General features: G+C 66.1%; 16 protein-coding genes. 15 read left to right on the top strand and 1 reads right to left on the bottom strand.

Annotated features, from left to right (window positions below; translation table 11 throughout):
• The first annotated feature begins 333 nt into the window (after window positions 1-333).
• From DBV10_RS01720 to otnI, 9 genes are all read left to right on the top strand, one after another.
• Window positions 334-777 (top strand): hypothetical protein, encoded by a 444-nt coding sequence (locus tag DBV10_RS01720; protein ID WP_124510023.1) that lies wholly within the window; start codon window positions 334-336, stop codon window positions 775-777.
• Between the two features lie 111 nt (window positions 778-888).
• The gene (locus DBV10_RS01725) at window positions 889-1,839 is read left to right on the top strand and encodes a hypothetical protein (protein WP_124510025.1); all 951 of its coding nucleotides are present in this window, start codon (window positions 889-891) and stop codon (window positions 1,837-1,839) included.
• A 244-nt stretch (window positions 1,840-2,083) separates the two neighbouring features.
• Window positions 2,084-3,124: a patatin-like phospholipase family protein gene (locus tag DBV10_RS01730; RefSeq protein WP_124510027.1), complete on the top strand. Its 1,041-nt coding sequence runs from the start codon at window positions 2,084-2,086 to the stop codon at window positions 3,122-3,124.
• A 99-nt stretch (window positions 3,125-3,223) separates the two neighbouring features.
• Window positions 3,224-4,003 (top strand): FadR/GntR family transcriptional regulator, encoded by a 780-nt coding sequence (locus DBV10_RS01735; RefSeq protein WP_124510029.1) that lies wholly within the window; start codon window positions 3,224-3,226, stop codon window positions 4,001-4,003.
• Window positions 4,004-4,314: 311 nt separating this feature from the next.
• Complete coding sequence (locus DBV10_RS01740; protein WP_124510031.1) at window positions 4,315-5,682, top strand: GntP family transporter; 1,368 nt, start codon at window positions 4,315-4,317, stop codon at window positions 5,680-5,682.
• A gap of 195 nt (window positions 5,683-5,877) precedes the next feature.
• A complete protein-coding gene (ltnD, locus tag DBV10_RS01745) occupies window positions 5,878-6,792 on the top strand; it encodes an L-threonate dehydrogenase (protein WP_124510033.1) in 915 nt (304 codons plus the stop codon).
• Entirely contained in the window at window positions 6,789-8,060 is a 1,272-nt protein-coding gene (otnK, locus tag DBV10_RS01750; RefSeq protein ID WP_124510035.1) for a 3-oxo-tetronate kinase, read from the top strand. The genes ltnD and otnK overlap by 4 nt, the downstream gene beginning before the upstream one ends.
• A 17-nt stretch (window positions 8,061-8,077) precedes the next feature.
• Window positions 8,078-8,767 (top strand): aldolase, encoded by a 690-nt coding sequence (locus DBV10_RS01755; RefSeq protein WP_124510467.1) that lies wholly within the window; start codon window positions 8,078-8,080, stop codon window positions 8,765-8,767.
• 44 nt (window positions 8,768-8,811) lie between these two features.
• Window positions 8,812-9,609, top strand: a complete 798-nt coding sequence (gene otnI / locus DBV10_RS01760) for a 2-oxo-tetronate isomerase (RefSeq protein ID WP_124510037.1) — start codon at window positions 8,812-8,814, stop codon at window positions 9,607-9,609.
• Between the two features lie 33 nt (window positions 9,610-9,642).
• On the opposite strand, the gene DBV10_RS01765 is transcribed toward otnI, so the two are convergent.
• Window positions 9,643-10,638, bottom strand: a complete 996-nt coding sequence (locus DBV10_RS01765) for an isopenicillin N synthase family oxygenase (RefSeq protein WP_124510039.1) — start codon at window positions 10,636-10,638, stop codon at window positions 9,643-9,645.
• A gap of 432 nt (window positions 10,639-11,070) precedes the next feature.
• Here DBV10_RS01765 and DBV10_RS01770 point away from each other — a divergent pair, with 432 nt between their 5' ends.
• From DBV10_RS01770 to DBV10_RS01795, 6 genes are all read left to right on the top strand, one after another.
• Complete coding sequence (locus DBV10_RS01770) at window positions 11,071-11,598, top strand: nucleoside deaminase (protein ID WP_124510469.1); 528 nt, start codon at window positions 11,071-11,073, stop codon at window positions 11,596-11,598.
• A gap of 19 nt (window positions 11,599-11,617) precedes the next feature.
• Complete coding sequence (locus DBV10_RS01775; RefSeq protein ID WP_233589772.1) at window positions 11,618-12,304, top strand: TetR family transcriptional regulator C-terminal domain-containing protein; 687 nt, start codon at window positions 11,618-11,620, stop codon at window positions 12,302-12,304.
• A 171-nt stretch (window positions 12,305-12,475) separates the two neighbouring features.
• A complete protein-coding gene (locus DBV10_RS01780) occupies window positions 12,476-12,778 on the top strand; it encodes a 2Fe-2S iron-sulfur cluster binding domain-containing protein (protein ID WP_124510041.1) in 303 nt (100 codons plus the stop codon).
• Window positions 12,779-12,795: 17 nt separating this feature from the next.
• A complete protein-coding gene (locus tag DBV10_RS01785) occupies window positions 12,796-13,383 on the top strand; it encodes an NAD(P)H-dependent oxidoreductase (RefSeq protein WP_124510043.1) in 588 nt (195 codons plus the stop codon).
• 12 nt (window positions 13,384-13,395) lie between these two features.
• Window positions 13,396-14,727, top strand: a complete 1,332-nt coding sequence (locus tag DBV10_RS01790; protein ID WP_124510045.1) for an amidohydrolase family protein — start codon at window positions 13,396-13,398, stop codon at window positions 14,725-14,727.
• Window positions 14,724-15,194, top strand: coding sequence for a RidA family protein (locus DBV10_RS01795; protein WP_124510047.1), 471 nt, complete (start codon window positions 14,724-14,726; stop codon window positions 15,192-15,194). The genes DBV10_RS01790 and DBV10_RS01795 overlap by 4 nt, the downstream gene beginning before the upstream one ends.
• Window positions 15,195-15,225 lie beyond the last annotated feature (31 nt).

Consider the following 15,225-nt stretch of genomic DNA (forward strand, 5'->3'; position numbering starts at 1 on the left):
CTGAGCCTGTCGAAGCCAATGCACTCCAAAATGGCACGCCGCCCCCAGCGTAAAACAAAGCCGGCTTGGCCATGAGTGCCTCTCAAATTTAGTCAAAATGGCCTCCGGCGCATAATCAGGAAGCACAAGAAGCTCCTATTTCAGGAGCGCCATCAGCCGTCGGCTCAGCCCACGGCGGGTACGCCGCCGGAATACTGTCCGCCTGTTGACCGCAGAACCTTCGGCATGCGCCTGACCGCGCTTCCACCCATCGCTGCCCTTGTGTCGCCACCCGCCATTCGGATTGCTATCGCCCTTGCGGCCACCCTCAGCGCCATGGCCGCAATGCCGTAGATGCGCGAGCGCATCAACCTAGCTGCAAGCCGACCGCGCGGGCTGCGCAACTGGCTCAGCAGAAGGCGCAAGAGCGCGGCGGAGCACAAGGCGTGTTTGGAGAGCCGCACACGGCTGCAAAAGCTGGCAGAGATGGCAGGCATGGGGAAAGATTCCAGGCGCAGCGGCGAGCAACTAAACAATCACGGCCCGCCCCGCAAAGTGCGCAGGAGCGCTCAGCCCAACCTCGCCGTGCCAAGGTGCTCTGCAGCCAAACGCGGCCCGCTGCGGCTGCATGGGGGTGTGGTGCCAGGCGGGTACATCCGCTGCGGCATCAGCTTGCTGAAAATCCCTCGCTCTCAGCGCCGCTTGCCGCCGCCATCGGGTGGTCATTGCCTCCACAAAGACTACAACGAGGAGCTCAAGCCGCAGAGTACGACTTACGTCGTCAGCTATGCTTTCTGAGAAAGATCGCACTATCCAGCCGCCAACGACGTATTTGCAAACCAGCTTGGTGCATGCTCAGTAGCTCGTCTTTCGTAAAACCTTCTCACGAACTGATTCGCTGAAGTGCACATGGTCAACGATCTTTTTCTTCTTGTTCTCGCAGGACTCTTTTCAGCCGCCTTGATTCCCGCAGCCCTCGGAATAGGCCTTGTTTTCGCATTGGTAAAAAAGCCAGTTAGCCGTCTCGTCGGTATCTTGCTTGTGCTTGGCATATGGACTTTCTTCGCACCTAAGTGGGTGACATCGGGCGAGAGTCAAAGGCACGAGGAAAACCGCAAATACACAGAGGAATTTGGGCCTCATGCTGCGCACTTTGATATGGTCTGTAAGTACGCTGGCACGAAAGTGTTCGAGACAGCCAACGACGTAAAAAGCATCGTGCTCCAAGCGCCTCGCGGGGATTTGACTGCCTACGACTTGTGGGACAGGAACTTCAAGGGTGACGTCTATGGCGGGTTTGACGTTCAGTCTTCACAATCCGCAGAATGGGATTTAGTTAGGACGTTTCTGACCAAGAAGGAGTGGGAACAGCAATGGCACGTTCCTACGCAAGAGGACTTCTTACGCTATCCGCAGATAGAGATACAAGGTTACAACGAAGGTGAGTCAGGGTTTTTTCGCTACTTGGATAGCAGTGTGGGATCACATCAAACCTTCTCCAAGGGGTTTCATCACGAGTCGGAGAGCCGCTATTTTGTGAAATGGGAAGACATATCCACCCCGCAGGATCGTGAGCATTGGGTCGCCGGCAGCAAGTGGACTATTACTGATTTGAAGAGCGGTGCCCTGATGGCAGAACGGATTGCCTACGCCATCGATCTTTACCAGGGAAGCACCAAAAGCGACTCTTACGGCAATGCAGGATTGCCTTGGATCCGCGCCGGGCACACTCGGCACCGTCGGCCTCCGCAAGACAATGCCTGCCCCTCCAAAACGCCTCTCTACAACCTCGACTTCGTGCGTTCTGTCTTAAAGCCAATCGATCAGGAAATGAAGGTCATACCGCGCCCGGTTAGATAGACACTCTGCTGTCTGTGGTGCGGCTTCCGACCAATGCGGATGGGTTGCCGACGTGAGCGCAACTTGGCTGAGCCGCAGGTTGTGCGAATTGCAGCCGGATTGCGCAGTACTGCACCCCGTGCCATTTCCGACGGGCCGGGTTGGCTTAAGCCCTAGCTATAAGCCCCGGGACCGAACCAAAGCCGCTGCTGCACGCCTACCGCTATACTGCCGCCCCGTTTTGACGACAGCAGGATTTCCCAGCATGCGCTTGACCGTTCTTTCGCGCCTTCTGGCCCTTGTGGCCACCGCAGGTTTGGCCGCATGCGGCGGCACGGCCCCGCCCCAAACGGCAGCGGGCAGCGAAGCCGCGCCCCTGACGACCTCCACCGCTGCGCCCATCCGCGTCGGCATCGCCCTGGGCGGCGGCGCCGCCAAGGGGTTTGCCCACATCGGCGTGATCAAGATGCTGGAGGCCAACGGCTTTGCGCCCGCCGTCGTTTCCGGCACCAGCGCGGGCAGCGTGGTGGGTGCGCTGTATGCCAGCGGCATGAATGCCTTTGAAATGCAGGAAAAGGCCGTGGCGCTGGACGAAGCCAAGATCCGCGACCTGCAGCTCTCGTCCGGTGGCCTGGTGCTGGGCCAGAAGCTGGAAGACTATGTGAACGAACAGGTGCGCCGCAAGCCGCTGGAGCAGATGACCAAGCCCTTCGCCGTGGTGGCCACGCGGCTTGAAGACGGCGAGCGCACCGTGTTTGCACGCGGCAACACCGGCCAGGCGGTGCGTGCATCGAGCAGCGTGCCCGGCGTGTTCCAGCCCGTCACCATCGGCAAATACCACTTCGTGGACGGCGGCATCGTGAGCCCCGTGCCCGTGGACGCGGCCCGCCAGCTGGGCGCTGACATCGTGATCGCCGTGGACATCTCGAACAAGGCCCGGGGCCAGACGCCGGGCAACATGCTGGGCGCGCTGAACCAGTCGATCGCCATCATGGGCCAGAAGCTCGGGCAGGCCGAGCTGGCGCGCGCCGATGTGATCGTCCGCCCGCAGGTGCTGGACATCGGCGCCGCGGACTTCAGCCAGCGCGCCAACGCCATCGTGGAAGGCGAAAAAGCGGCTCTCGCCGTGATGCCGCAGATCCGCGAGCGCATCGCCCAGCTGCAGGCCGAGCGCGCCCAGGCTGCGCGCCTCGCCCTGCAGAAGGCCTCCGAGGCGCAGTACCAGGCCTGCCTGGACAACCGCAGCCGCCTGCAAAAACTTGCCGGTGTGGCCCGGCTGGACGATTCCTGCGCGGCGCCCAAATAGCAGGGCAGGCGACGGCTTCGAGCGGCAGCACCATGGGGTACAGTCAACCGCGCCCGCTCCCTCGGTGCCATCCCGCGCAGCCACATTCCTTCATCGCCCATGTCTTCGCCCTTCTCAGCCGTCAAACCCAGCGCCAGGCTGTCCGACCAGGTGGCCAGCGCGCTGGAGGCCGAGATCCGCGCAGGCCGCATCCAGGCCGCTGAAAAGCTGCCCACCGAGGCCGTGCTGGCGCAGCAGTTCCAGGTCAGTCGCACGGTGGTGCGCGAAGCGATTTCGCGCCTCAAGTCGCTGGGGCTGTTGGACTCGCGCCAGGGCAGCGGTGTGTATGTGCAGGCACTGGGCATCGAGCCGCTGCAGTTCGAGCTGCCCCACGCCGCCCCGCGCGAGGCCGTGATGCAAATCGTGGAAGTGCGCCGCGCGCTCGAATCCGAGGTGGCTGAGCTGGCCGCCCTGCGCCGCACCAGCGAAGACATCGCTGCCATCCGTCTGGCCATGCAGCGCATTGCCGACGCCGTGCGCGCGGGCCGCGATGGGGTGGAGGAAGACGTGCTGTTCCACCGCGCCATTGCCCAGGCGGCGGGCAACCCGTTCATGATCAGCACGCTGGACTACCTGGCGCAGTTCCTCAAAGGCGCCACCCGCGTGACCCGCGCCAACGAAGCGCGGCGCGAGGATTTTGCCGACGCAGTGACCCACGAGCACACGCAGATCGTGCAGGCCATCGAGGCGGGCGACCCGGTGGCCGCACGCGCTGCCGCCGCGCAGCACATGAAGAACGCGCTGGCCCGCATTGCGCAGGCCGACATCGCGTTCTGGGCCCAGGACGGCGCGCGACTGGCGCAGCCCCTGGTGGCCGCATCGGCGCCGCTGGTGTTCTAGGGCGTACCGGCGGCGGCCACATGTCGCCCAACAGACACGCACCGGGCGCCAGAAAACTATCAAATAGATAGCTAAAAGCGCTTGCCAGGCAAGCGCAAAGGGCCAAAAGCGCCCTGGGCAGCGCCGCCCAACCCGTGCTAACGCCCGTCCGATTCGGGTTAACCCGAACCAAAGCGGTGCGCGATAATTTGTATGATAACCATATAAACACACCAACCAAGGTGCAACCAGGCACCCCAACCGGGCCGCTCCAGGGCCTGTTTCGTTTTGCAGCCTGGGCCTGCCCCTTCCATCCCGGAGATATCCCTTACATGTCCACCCTCGCACTTCTCGGCATCGGCGCCGGCAGCATTGCCCTGCTCCTGTTGCTCATCATCCGCTGGCAGGTCCACGCCTTCGTGGCCATGATGCTGGTGAGCTTTCTGGTGGCGTTTGCCACGCAGATGCCCATTGGCGACATCATCAGCACGCTGATTGCGGGCATGGGCGGCACGCTGGGTTCAGTGGCCATCCTCGTTGCGCTGGGCTCCATGCTGGGCCGCATGATCGAGGTCTCGGGCGGCGCAGCCAGCCTGGCCAACCGGTTCACGCAGCTGCTGGGCCCCACGCGGGTGCCCATGGCGCTCACGGCGGCGGCGCTGGTGCTGGCCATCCCCGTGTTCTTTGACGTGGGCTTCATCATCTTGGTGCCCATCGTCTACGGCTTTTGCAAGGCGGCGGGCGTCAACCCGGTGAAGTTCGGCTTGCCTGTGGCGGGCATCATGCTGGCGGCCCACGTCGTGGTGCCACCGCACCCCGGCATCGTGGGCGGTGCGGCCATCGTCAAGGGCGACATTGGCTGGATCACCATCATCGGCCTGGCCATCTGCATTCCGCTGGCGGCGCTGTCGCAGGTCGTGGCGGGCTGGCTCAACCGCAAGGGCTACCCCCTGCTGCCCACCACGGCCGAGCAGTTTGCAGCGTTTGGCAACAGCGAAGACAACACGGCCTCCAAAGCCCGCAGCGCTCCGGGCGTGGGCACCATCCTGGCGCTCATCCTGATCCCGCTGGCCCTCATCATGGCGGGCACCACCGGCGCCACCATGCTGCCCAAGGGCGACAGCCTGCGCAATGTGCTGGGTTTCATCGGCTCGCCCATCTTCGCGCTGATGGTGGCCGTGGGCCTGGCGATGTATCTGCTGGGCCGCAACCAGGGCTGGAGCCGCGAACGCACCAACGCGATCATGGAATCGGCCTTGCCCCCTGCTGCCACCGTGATCCTGGTGACGGGCGCGGGAGGCGTGTTTGCCAAGGTGCTCACAGCCAGCGGCATTGGCGCTGCGCTGTCGCAAAGCCTTACCGCCACGCATTTGCCGCTGATCCTGCTGGCGTTCATCATCTCGCTGGCCCTGCGCGCCGCACAGGGCTCGGCCACCGTGGCCATCATCACCACCTGCGGCTTGCTGGCCGATGCGATGGCAGGTGGTGGCTACTCCCCCTTGCAGATCGCCTTGCTGACAGTGGCCATTGGCTTTGGCAGCCTGGGCCTGTCGCATGTCAACGATTCGGGCTTCTGGATCGTGACCCGCTACCTGGGACTGAGCGTGGGCGATGGCCTGCGCACCTGGACGGTGCTGACCACCGTGCTGGGCGTCGCAGGTTTTGCACTGACCGCCCTGCTCTGGGCCCTGGTGGCCTAAGAAGGTGCGAACGAACCCAGCATGCCCGCTCATTCCCCCAAAACGCTCCCGCTCTTCGTTGCAAATGCTCGCCATAGCCCGAGCTATGACTGCGCTTTGCGCCTCGATCGGAAACGTTTTGACGGCCTGCTCTGGCAAGCTGGATTCCTTCACACCTTCTGCCCTCTTACTGAATTTCTTTGAAGGACTGACAACATGACCCAACCCACCGTCGGCATCATCGGCCTGGGCGCCATGGGCGCTGGCATTGCCAAAACCCTGCGCAACAACGATTTCACCATCCACGTGTGCGACGTGCGCCCCGGCGTAGCCGAGGCCTTTGTGGCCGAGGGCGGCACGGCCCACGCCACCACGGCTGCCCTCGCAGCGGTGAGTGATGTGGTGGTGTCGGTGGTGGTCAACGCGGCGCAGACCGAGAGCGTGCTGTTTGGCGACGATGGCCAAGGCGGTGCGGCCGCCGCCATGCGCCCCGGCAGCACCTTTGTGATGTGCTCCACCGTGGACCCGAACTGGTCCGTGGCGCTGGAAGCGCGCCTGAACGCCCTGGGCCTGCACTATGTGGACGCCCCCATCTCCGGCGGCGCCGCCAAGGCTGCATCGGGCCAGATGACCATGATGACCTCGGCCAAGCCCGAGGCCTATGCCGCTGCAGGCGCCGTGCTCGACGGCATGGCCGGCAAGGTGTACCGCCTGGGCGACAAGGCGGGCGCAGGCAGCAAGGTCAAGATCATCAACCAGCTGCTGGCCGGTGTGCACATTGCCGTGGCCGCAGAAGCCATGGCCCTGGGTCTGCGCGAGGGTGTGGATGCGGCGGCGCTGTACGAGGTCATCACCCACAGCGCGGGCAACAGCTGGATGTTTGAAAACCGCATGGCCCATGTGCTGGCGGGCGACTACACACCGCTGTCGGCCGTCGATATTTTTGTGAAGGACCTGGGCCTGGTGCTGGACACCGCGCGCGCCAGCAAATTCCCGCTGCCGCTGGCCGCCACCGCGCACCAGATGTTCATGCAGGCATCGACCGCAGGCTTTGCCAAGGAAGACGACAGCGCCGTGATCAAGATCTTCCCGGGCATCACCTTGCCCGAGGGCAAGGAGCAAAAGGCATGACGCGCGCGCTGCTGGGCTGCATTGCCGACGACTTCACCGGCGCCACCGACCTGGCCAACAACCTGGTGCGCGCGGGCATGCGTGTGGTGCAGGCCATGGGCGTGCCCACGGCACCGTTGGACGCTGAGGCCGATGCCATCGTGGTCGCGCTCAAGTCGCGCACCATTCCCAAAGACGGAGCCATCGCCCAGTCGCTGGCCGCGCTGCAGTGGCTGCAGGCGCAAGGTGCCGAGCAGATCTACTTCAAGTACTGCTCGACCTTCGACAGCACGGCCGAGGGCAACATCGGCCCCGTGACCGATGCGCTGATGCAGGCCCTGGGCACCGACTTCACCATCGCCACGCCCGCCTTCCCCGACAACAAGCGCACCGTGTTCAAGGGCTACCTGTTTGTGGGCGACGTGCTGCTGAACGAGAGCGGCATGCAGAACCACCCACTCACGCCCATGGCCGACCCCAACCTGGTGCGCGTGCTGCAGGCGCAGACGGAAAGCCGCGTGGGCCTGATCGACCACAGCGTGGTCGCGCAAGGCGAGGCCGCCATCCGTGCGCGCATCGCCCAGCTCCAGGCCGAGGGCGTGCGCATGGCCGTGGTCGATGCCGTCTCGAACGCCGACCTGCTGCGCCTGGGCCCGGCGCTCAAAGGCATGCCGCTGGTCACGGCGGGCTCGGGCGTGGCGATTGGCCTGCCGGGCAACTTTGGCGTGGCGCCCAGCAACGAGGCGGCGCGCCTGCCCGCTGCGCAAGGCCTGCAGGCCATCGTGTCGGGCAGCTGCTCAGTGGCGACCAACCAGCAGGTCATGGATTTCATCAAGGCGGGCCAGCCCGCTCTGGCCATCGACCCGCTGCGCATTGCGGCAGGCGTGGACGTGGCCGCCGAAGCGCTGGCCTGGGCCGAAGGCCACATCGGCCAAGGCACGGTGCTGGTGTATTCCACCGCCGAGCCCTCGGCCGTGCGCGCCATCCAGGGCCAACTGGGCTCCGACAAGGCCGGTGCCATGGTGGAAGAAACCATTGCCGCGATTGCGCGCGGCCTGGTGCAGCGTGGCGTGCGCCAGCTCATCGTGGCGGGCGGCGAAACCTCGGGCGCCTGCGTGCAGGCCCTGGGCATCACGCAGATGCGCATTGGCGCGCAGATCGACCCCGGCGTGCCGTGGTGCCATGCGGTGGCGCCCGATGCGGCGGACGGCCTGCACATCACACTGAAGTCGGGCAACTTTGGTAGCACCGACTTCTTCACCAAGGCTTTTGCACAATTGCAGGCATGAGCACCACCCCCGCCTTCATGGATGAGAGCACAGCCCGCGCCGAGATCTGCCGCGTGGGCCGTAGCCTGTTTGAGCGCGGCTATGTGCACGCCACCGCAGGCAACATCAGCGTGCGCCTGGCCGATGGCTACCTCATCACCCCCACCGACGCCTGCCTGGGCACGCTGCAGCCCGAACGGCTGGCGCGCCTGGATGCGCAAGGCCAGCAGGTGGCGGGCGACCGGGCCAGCAAGACCATTGCATTGCATCAGCAGATCTATGCCGCGTCGGAGTCCACCGCAGCGCCCGCGCGCTGCGTGATCCACACCCACAGCACGCACCTGGTGGGCTGCTCGCTGCAGGCCGACACCGCCGCAGGCGGCCAGCTGGCGCCGGATGCGCAATTGCTGCCGCCCATCACGCCCTACTTTGTGATGAAGGTAGGCCGCGTGCCGCACATCGCGTACCACCGCCCGGGTGACGCCGCAGCGGCTGCGCTGGTGGCGCAGACCATCGCCCGCTATGCCGCGCAAGGCAGCCCCGTGCGCGCCGTGATGCTGGCGCGCCTGGGGCCCAATGTGTGGCACGACACCCCCGCCGCCGCCATGGCGGTGCTGGAGGAGCTGGAAGAAACCGCCCGCCTGTGGCTGCTGTGCCAGCCCCGCCCCACGCCGTTGACCGCGCCCCAGATCGAAGAACTGCGCCAGACGTTTGGCGCGCAGTGGTAGGGCCGGAAAAAGCCGCGCCTTCGCCCCAGAACAGAAAGAATCCCATGCCCCGCTTTGCCGCCAACCTGTCCATGCTCTACAACGACGTGGACTTTCTCGACCGCTTTGCCGCCGCCGCCCGCGATGGCTTCAAGGCGGTGGAATACCTCTTCCCCTACGCCTACCCTGCGCAGGAGCTGGCCGCGCGCCTGCAGGCCAACGGCTTGCAGCAGGTGCTGTTCAACGCCCCACCCGGCGACTGGGATGCGGGCGAGCGCGGCCTGGCCTGCCTGCCCGGGCGCGAGGCGGAGTTCCGCGAAGGCATGGCCAAGGCCGTTGAATATGCCCAAGCGCTGCAATGCCCGCGTATCCATGTGATGGCCGGCCTGGTGCCCCAGGGCGCCGATGCTGCCACCGTGAGGGCCACCTACATCGCCAACGTGCGCTACGCTGCCGAGCAGGCCGCGCCCCATGGCATCCAGATCCTGCTGGAGCCCATCAACGGCCGCGACATGCCCGGCTTCTTCCTGAGCCGCCAGGACCAGGCGCATGCGCTCATCGCAGAGATCGGCGCGGCCAACGTGCGCGTGCAGATGGACCTGTACCACGCACAGATCGTGGAAGGCGACCTAGCCATGAAGGTCCGCCAGTACCTGCCCACCGGCAATGTGGGCCACCTGCAGATTGCGGGCGTGCCCGAGCGCCATGAGCCCGACGTGGGCGAGGTCCACTACCCCTACCTGTTCAAGCTGCTCGACAACTTGGGCTACGACGGCTGGATCGGCTGCGAATACCGCCCGGCGCGCGGGGCGGCGCCGCACGCCACATCCGACGGGCTGGGCTGGCTCCAGCCCTGGCTGTAAACAGCACCGCCCGCGCCTCTTCCGTTCTTCTTCCTAGTACGCCTTAAAGTTCGCCGCCACGCGCTGGTTCAGGTAGTCGCCCGCCGCAATGGCCGGGTACTTTTTGCCCGGCCCTTCGATGAGGGCGTCGCGGTTGGCCTGTGCGAAAAAGGCCATGCTGTAGCGCGGGCCCATGTACTCGCCGGGCAGCGGGTTCTTCACGCGGTGGAAGTTGCTGGGCAGCTGGTCATCGCTCCAGCGCATCAGCATGTCGCCGATGTTGCAGGTGATGGCTTCTTCGTCGGGCGTCACCGAGGTCCAGGCCTGGCTGTCCATCTCCTTGCCCGGGCAGACCTGCAGGCCGCCCTGGCCCTGGCGCTGGAACAGCAGGGTCAGGCAATCGAAGTCGGTATGGGCACCGGCGCGCCACAGGCCCAGGTGGGCCTGCTGCGCGGGCGGCGTGGCAAAGTAGTGCAGCAGGCGCAGGGTGCTTTGGTAACTGGCCTGCGCAGGGTCGTGCGCGCGGGCAAAAAAGGCCTCGTCAAAGCCCAGCTTCCACGCAAAACACGACAGCACCTGCATGGCCACGCGCCAGCACTGGCCCTCGAAGGCGAGCATGGTGGCCTGAAAGTCCGCCAGCTCTTCGTCGGTAGGCCACAAACCTTCCATGTGCGGACGGGTGATCTGGTACGACTCTTTCTGGTCTGGTGTGCCGGTGGAAGGCCGCACCTGTGCGCGACTTTCCCAGCCCACGTTCAGCGCCTTCTTGAGCGGGTACTGCGCCTTCACGGCCTCGGGCAGTGCAAAGAAGCGCTCGGTCATCGCAAAAGCGTTGCGCACCTCGGCCAGGTCAATGCCGTGGTTCACGATCTGGAAAAAGCCGACATCGACAGCGGCGTCCCAGAGCTGCTCGGCGATCTCAGTTTGGCGCTGCGCAAAGTGGATAAGGTCGATGCGGCGGATCTCGCGGCTCGCGGTTTCCGAACCCATCGCGCCCATGCGCGTTTCTTTTTGCAGCTCGGCGAGGTCGTACGTGGCGGTCGTGGTCATGCGGTTCTCCTGAAGACAAGTGGAAGGAAAAAAGGCCCTCCCGCTTCGCGCTTCAAGAGTGGGTGGCACCGCCAGCCTCGGTGGGTGCCATGGCCTCTTGAAGCACGGTGTGCGCGGGCACACCGCTGTGCGCGCAGCGGGCTTCAAGAGCAATTTCCGGCTGGGGTCGATCCATGCTGGGGTGCATGGGGGCCGCGCAGTGAACGCTTCTACTCTTGCCCAGCACATTGCAAGAACAATGCCCGCAGCGCCCGGCAAACACACCCCCAACGGCCTGCGCAGGCCTCTCCAAAAGCCATGCATACATGTCACTTTTTGTGATTGGCATGCCAAATGCATAGCGCAAACCACCACCGCGGCGGGCCTGCAGACAGCCCGGTGCTGCACAACGACGAAGCCGCCCACCACACCCTCGACGGAGACACACCCACCATGCACGCGCTCATCTCTGCACCCCCTGCTGGTTTTGACGACCCCACGCCCCTCAACGACAGCGACGGCACCTACCTGCGCCAGGCCATCGCCTGGTCGTGCACCGCCCGTGCGCGCGGCAACCGCCCGTTTGGTGCGGTGGTCATCAGCGCTGAAGGCCGCCTGCTGGCCGAGGCCTACTGCAACACCACCGAAACCGGCGACTGCACCGGCCACGCCGAGACCAATGCCGTGCGCCAGCTCAGCCCGCGTGTGGGCCGCGATGCCCTGGCCCAGGCCACGCTGTATTCGTCGGCCGAGCCCTGCGTGATGTGCGCAGGCGCCATCTTCTGGTCGGGCATCGGCCGCGTGGTGTTCGGCATCGACGCGGTGCGCCTGCGCGTGTTCCGGGGCGAGCGCGCCGAGCAGCGCGATGCCGAACTCTCGTGCCGCGACGTGTTTGCCGCATCGCCACACCCCATCGAGTGCATCGGGCCCGCGCTCATTGACGAAGCCAGCGCGCCCCACGTAGGGTTCTGGAAATCATGAGCAGCGACAATCCCGCACCATGCCGACCCACACCCCGCCCCTGAACGACGCTGAAGCCGAAACCAGCAGCCATGTCTCCGGCGCACTGCTCAGCCGCTCCAAGCAGGGGCGCGAGCGCATTCTGGGCGCCATCCGCGAGGCAGCCATTGCCGAGTTCAGCCGCCACGGTTTCAAAGGCGCGTCCACCAAGGCGATTGCCGAGCGCGCGGGCCTGACCAAGCCCCAGCTGCACTACTACATCGCCAGCAAGGAAGATCTGTATGAAGAGCTGCTGTACTCCGTGCTCAACGGCTGGTCGGGCGCCTTCATCTTTGACAGCAACAGCAACGACCCAAAAACCGTGCTGTCCAACTACGTGCGCAAGAAGCTCGACTACGCGCTGGACAACCCCGGCCTGTCGCGCATCTTCACCACCGAGGTGCTGGGCGGCGGGCGCAACCTGGGCCGGTACTGGCCCGTGGCCGTGAAGTCCACCCAGCAGAAGGTGGAGCTGATCGACCGCTGGATCGCCGAGGGCCGCATGCGCCCCGTGAACCCCACGCTGCTGCTCATGCAGATTTGGGGCATGACGCAGCACTATGCGGACTACGGCGTGCAGGTGCACATCATGCTGGGCCTGGCACCCGACGAAGCCATCGACCGCGAGCCCATCGTGCACCAGCTCACCACATTTGTGCTCCTGGGCTGCGGCCTCGCACCAGATTAAGCACAGATTGCACGTTGGCGGGCGCAATGCCTGCCCGCAGATGGCCTGAACAGGCCGTGCACCGCCCTTGACCCAGGGCAAGACACCCCGGTTCGGCCGAAACCCTTACCAGGCCCTGCTGGCACAGCATTTGCAGTATTTTGACCAATCGATCAAATCAAGTGGTCAAACATGCAAACCCCAGCCACGGCAGCCCTGCTGCCTGCCACGGAACAAACCTTTGAACTGGTGCTCGCGCGCAGCCAGATGCGGCTGCCTGTGGAGCCCGGTGAAAGCATCTCCGATGTGCTGCAGCTCGCCGGCATTGCCATCGACACGCTGTGCGAGCAGGGCGTGTGCGGCACCTGTGCCACGCGCTGGCTGGATGGCGCACCCGACCACCGCGACAGCTGCCTGAGCGCGGAAGAACAGGCCACCCATGTGGCGGTGTGCTGCGCGCGCAGCCACGGGCCCACGCTCACGCTCGACCTCTGAAAAAAGGGAGCCCCGCCATGCGCATCCTCGTGATCTATTGCCACCCGGTGGAGACCAGCTACAACGCGGCCCTGCACGCCGAGGTGGTGCAGCAGCTGCGCGGCGCGGGCCACGAGGTGGACGACTGCGACCTGTATGCCGAGGCCTTCAACCCCGTGCTCAGCCGCGAGGAGCGCCTGGGTTACCACGAGGTGCCGAGCAACCGCCTGCCCGTGCAGGGCTATGTGGACCGGCTGCTGTGGGCCGAAGCGGTGGTGTTCTGCTTTCCCACCTGGTGCTTCGGCATGCCGGCCATGCTCAAGGGCTTTTTCGACCGGGTGCTGATGCCCGGCGTGGCCTTCGACATCAGCGACCCGCAGAACGTCAAGCCCTCGCTCACGCACATCCAGCGCATCTCGGCCGTGGTGACCTATGGCCGCCCACGCTGGACGGCGCTGCTCATGGGAGATCCGCCACGCAAGTCCGTCACGCGCTACATGCGGCTGCTGACCGGCGGCAAGGCACGCGTGGACTACCACGCCTACTACCACATGAACGTGGCCACACCGCCGCGCCTGGCGGCCTTCAAGGCGCGCGTGGGCCAGGCCATGGCGCGCTTCGCATAAGGGAAGCACCGCATGCACGCATCCAACACACCCGACCACCTGCTGCGCGCGCGGCTGCCGCGCTGGCTGCTGCCGCGCCAGTGGCCCACCCAGGGCAGCCAGCCCGCGCTGGCCGACGTGCACTTGGTGCAGGGCCGCGTCGAGTCCATCGCGCCGCACCACCCTGCCCAGCCCCCGGCCACGGGCGCCACCTGGGACCTGGCCGGCGCCCTGGTGCTGCCCGGCCTGGTGGACGCGCACACCCACCTGGACAAGGCCTTCACCCTGCCGCGCATGGGCACGGTGAAGCCCGGCCTTCTGGGCGCCATCGAGGCCATGATGGTGGACCGCCAGGGCTGGACCGAGGCCGACATCCGCACCCGTGCCAGCCGCGCCCTGCAATGGGCGTACGAGGCTGGCACCGTGCACCTGCGCACGCACTGCGACTGGTGGGAGCCCGATGCCCAGCCGCTTGCCTGGAACGTGCTGCGCACGCTGGCCCATGAATGGGCCGGCCGCCTGCTGCTGGAGCGCGTGGCCCTGATCCCCTTGCACCTGTTCACGGAGCGCGCCACCGCCATGCGCCTGGCCGCCACCGTGGCCGACAGCGGCCCGGGCGCGCTGCTGGGCGGCTTCGTGCATTCGACCAACTGGGACGCGCAGGCCCTGCGCCATCTGTTCGAGGCGGCGCAGCACCATGGCCTGAACGTGGACCTGCATGTGGACGAAGAGCTGCACCCCGGCGCCCAGGGCCTGGCCACCACGGCGGCGCTGCTGCAGGAATTGCGCTTCGAGGGCCACGTGGTCTGCGGCCACACCTGCGCGCTGGCCGCGCAGGACGAAGCCGCCGCCCTGGCCACGCTGGACGCCGTGGCGCAAAGCCCGATCACCCTGGTCACCCTGCCCATCACCAACCTGCTGCTGCAGGACGCCACCACGGGCCGCACGCCGCGCCGGCGCGGCATCACCCTCATCAAGGAGGCGCGTGCGCGCGGCATTCCGGTGCTGGTGGCCAGCGACAACATCCAGGACCCCTTCTGCCCCGTGGGCAGCCTGGACCCGCTGGAGGCCCTGGCCACCGGCGTGCTCGCGGCACAGCTCGACGCGCCGTTTGACCGCTGGTCCGAGGCGCTGTGCCGCAGCGACTGGCTGCGCCGCGGGCCCGATGCCTTGCCGCTGCAGCCCGGCATGCCGGCCGACCTGATCGTCTTCCAGCAGGCCGATGGCTGGGGCTTTCCGTCGCGCACGCAGCAGCGCGTGGTGCTGCGCCAGGGCCGCGTCACCAGCGGCCATGCCAGCGCGGCGTGGCATGTGGCCAACGCCACCCCAGCCCCCTCCCCCATTCCTGTACGGAGCCTTGCATGACGACCGCTTCCAACGCCCCCTCGGGCATCGCCCAGCCCCTGGCCCGCTACGCCGCCTGGCGCCGCGCGGGCGACCTGGTGTTCCTGTCCGGGATCATCGCCGTGGACCCTGCGGCCAGCCGCATCGTGCGCGGCTATGCCGACATCCCCGACGAGGCGGCCACGCTGATCGGCCGCACGGGTGAGTTCAGCAGCGACATCAAAGAGGGGCCCATCCTGGCGCAGAGCTGGTATGTGCTGGACCGCATCCGCCAGACCATCGAGGCCGCGGGCGGCCAGATGTCCGATGTGTTCAAGCTGGTGCAGTACTTCAAGCACCTGGACCACTTCCCCCAGTACAGCCGCGTGCGCAAGCTGTTCTTCCCGGGCGAGCCGCCGGCCTCCACCGTGGTGGAGGTCACCGGCATGCTGCCCACGGCCGACATCCTGGTCGAGGTGGAAGCGACTGCTTACCTCCCCTTGCGCTGACCTTCACATCCCCCTTCACGAAAGACCCGCC

The organism is Acidovorax sp. FJL06, assembly GCF_003852545.1.
GTDB lineage: Bacteria > Pseudomonadota > Gammaproteobacteria > Burkholderiales > Burkholderiaceae_C > Acidovorax.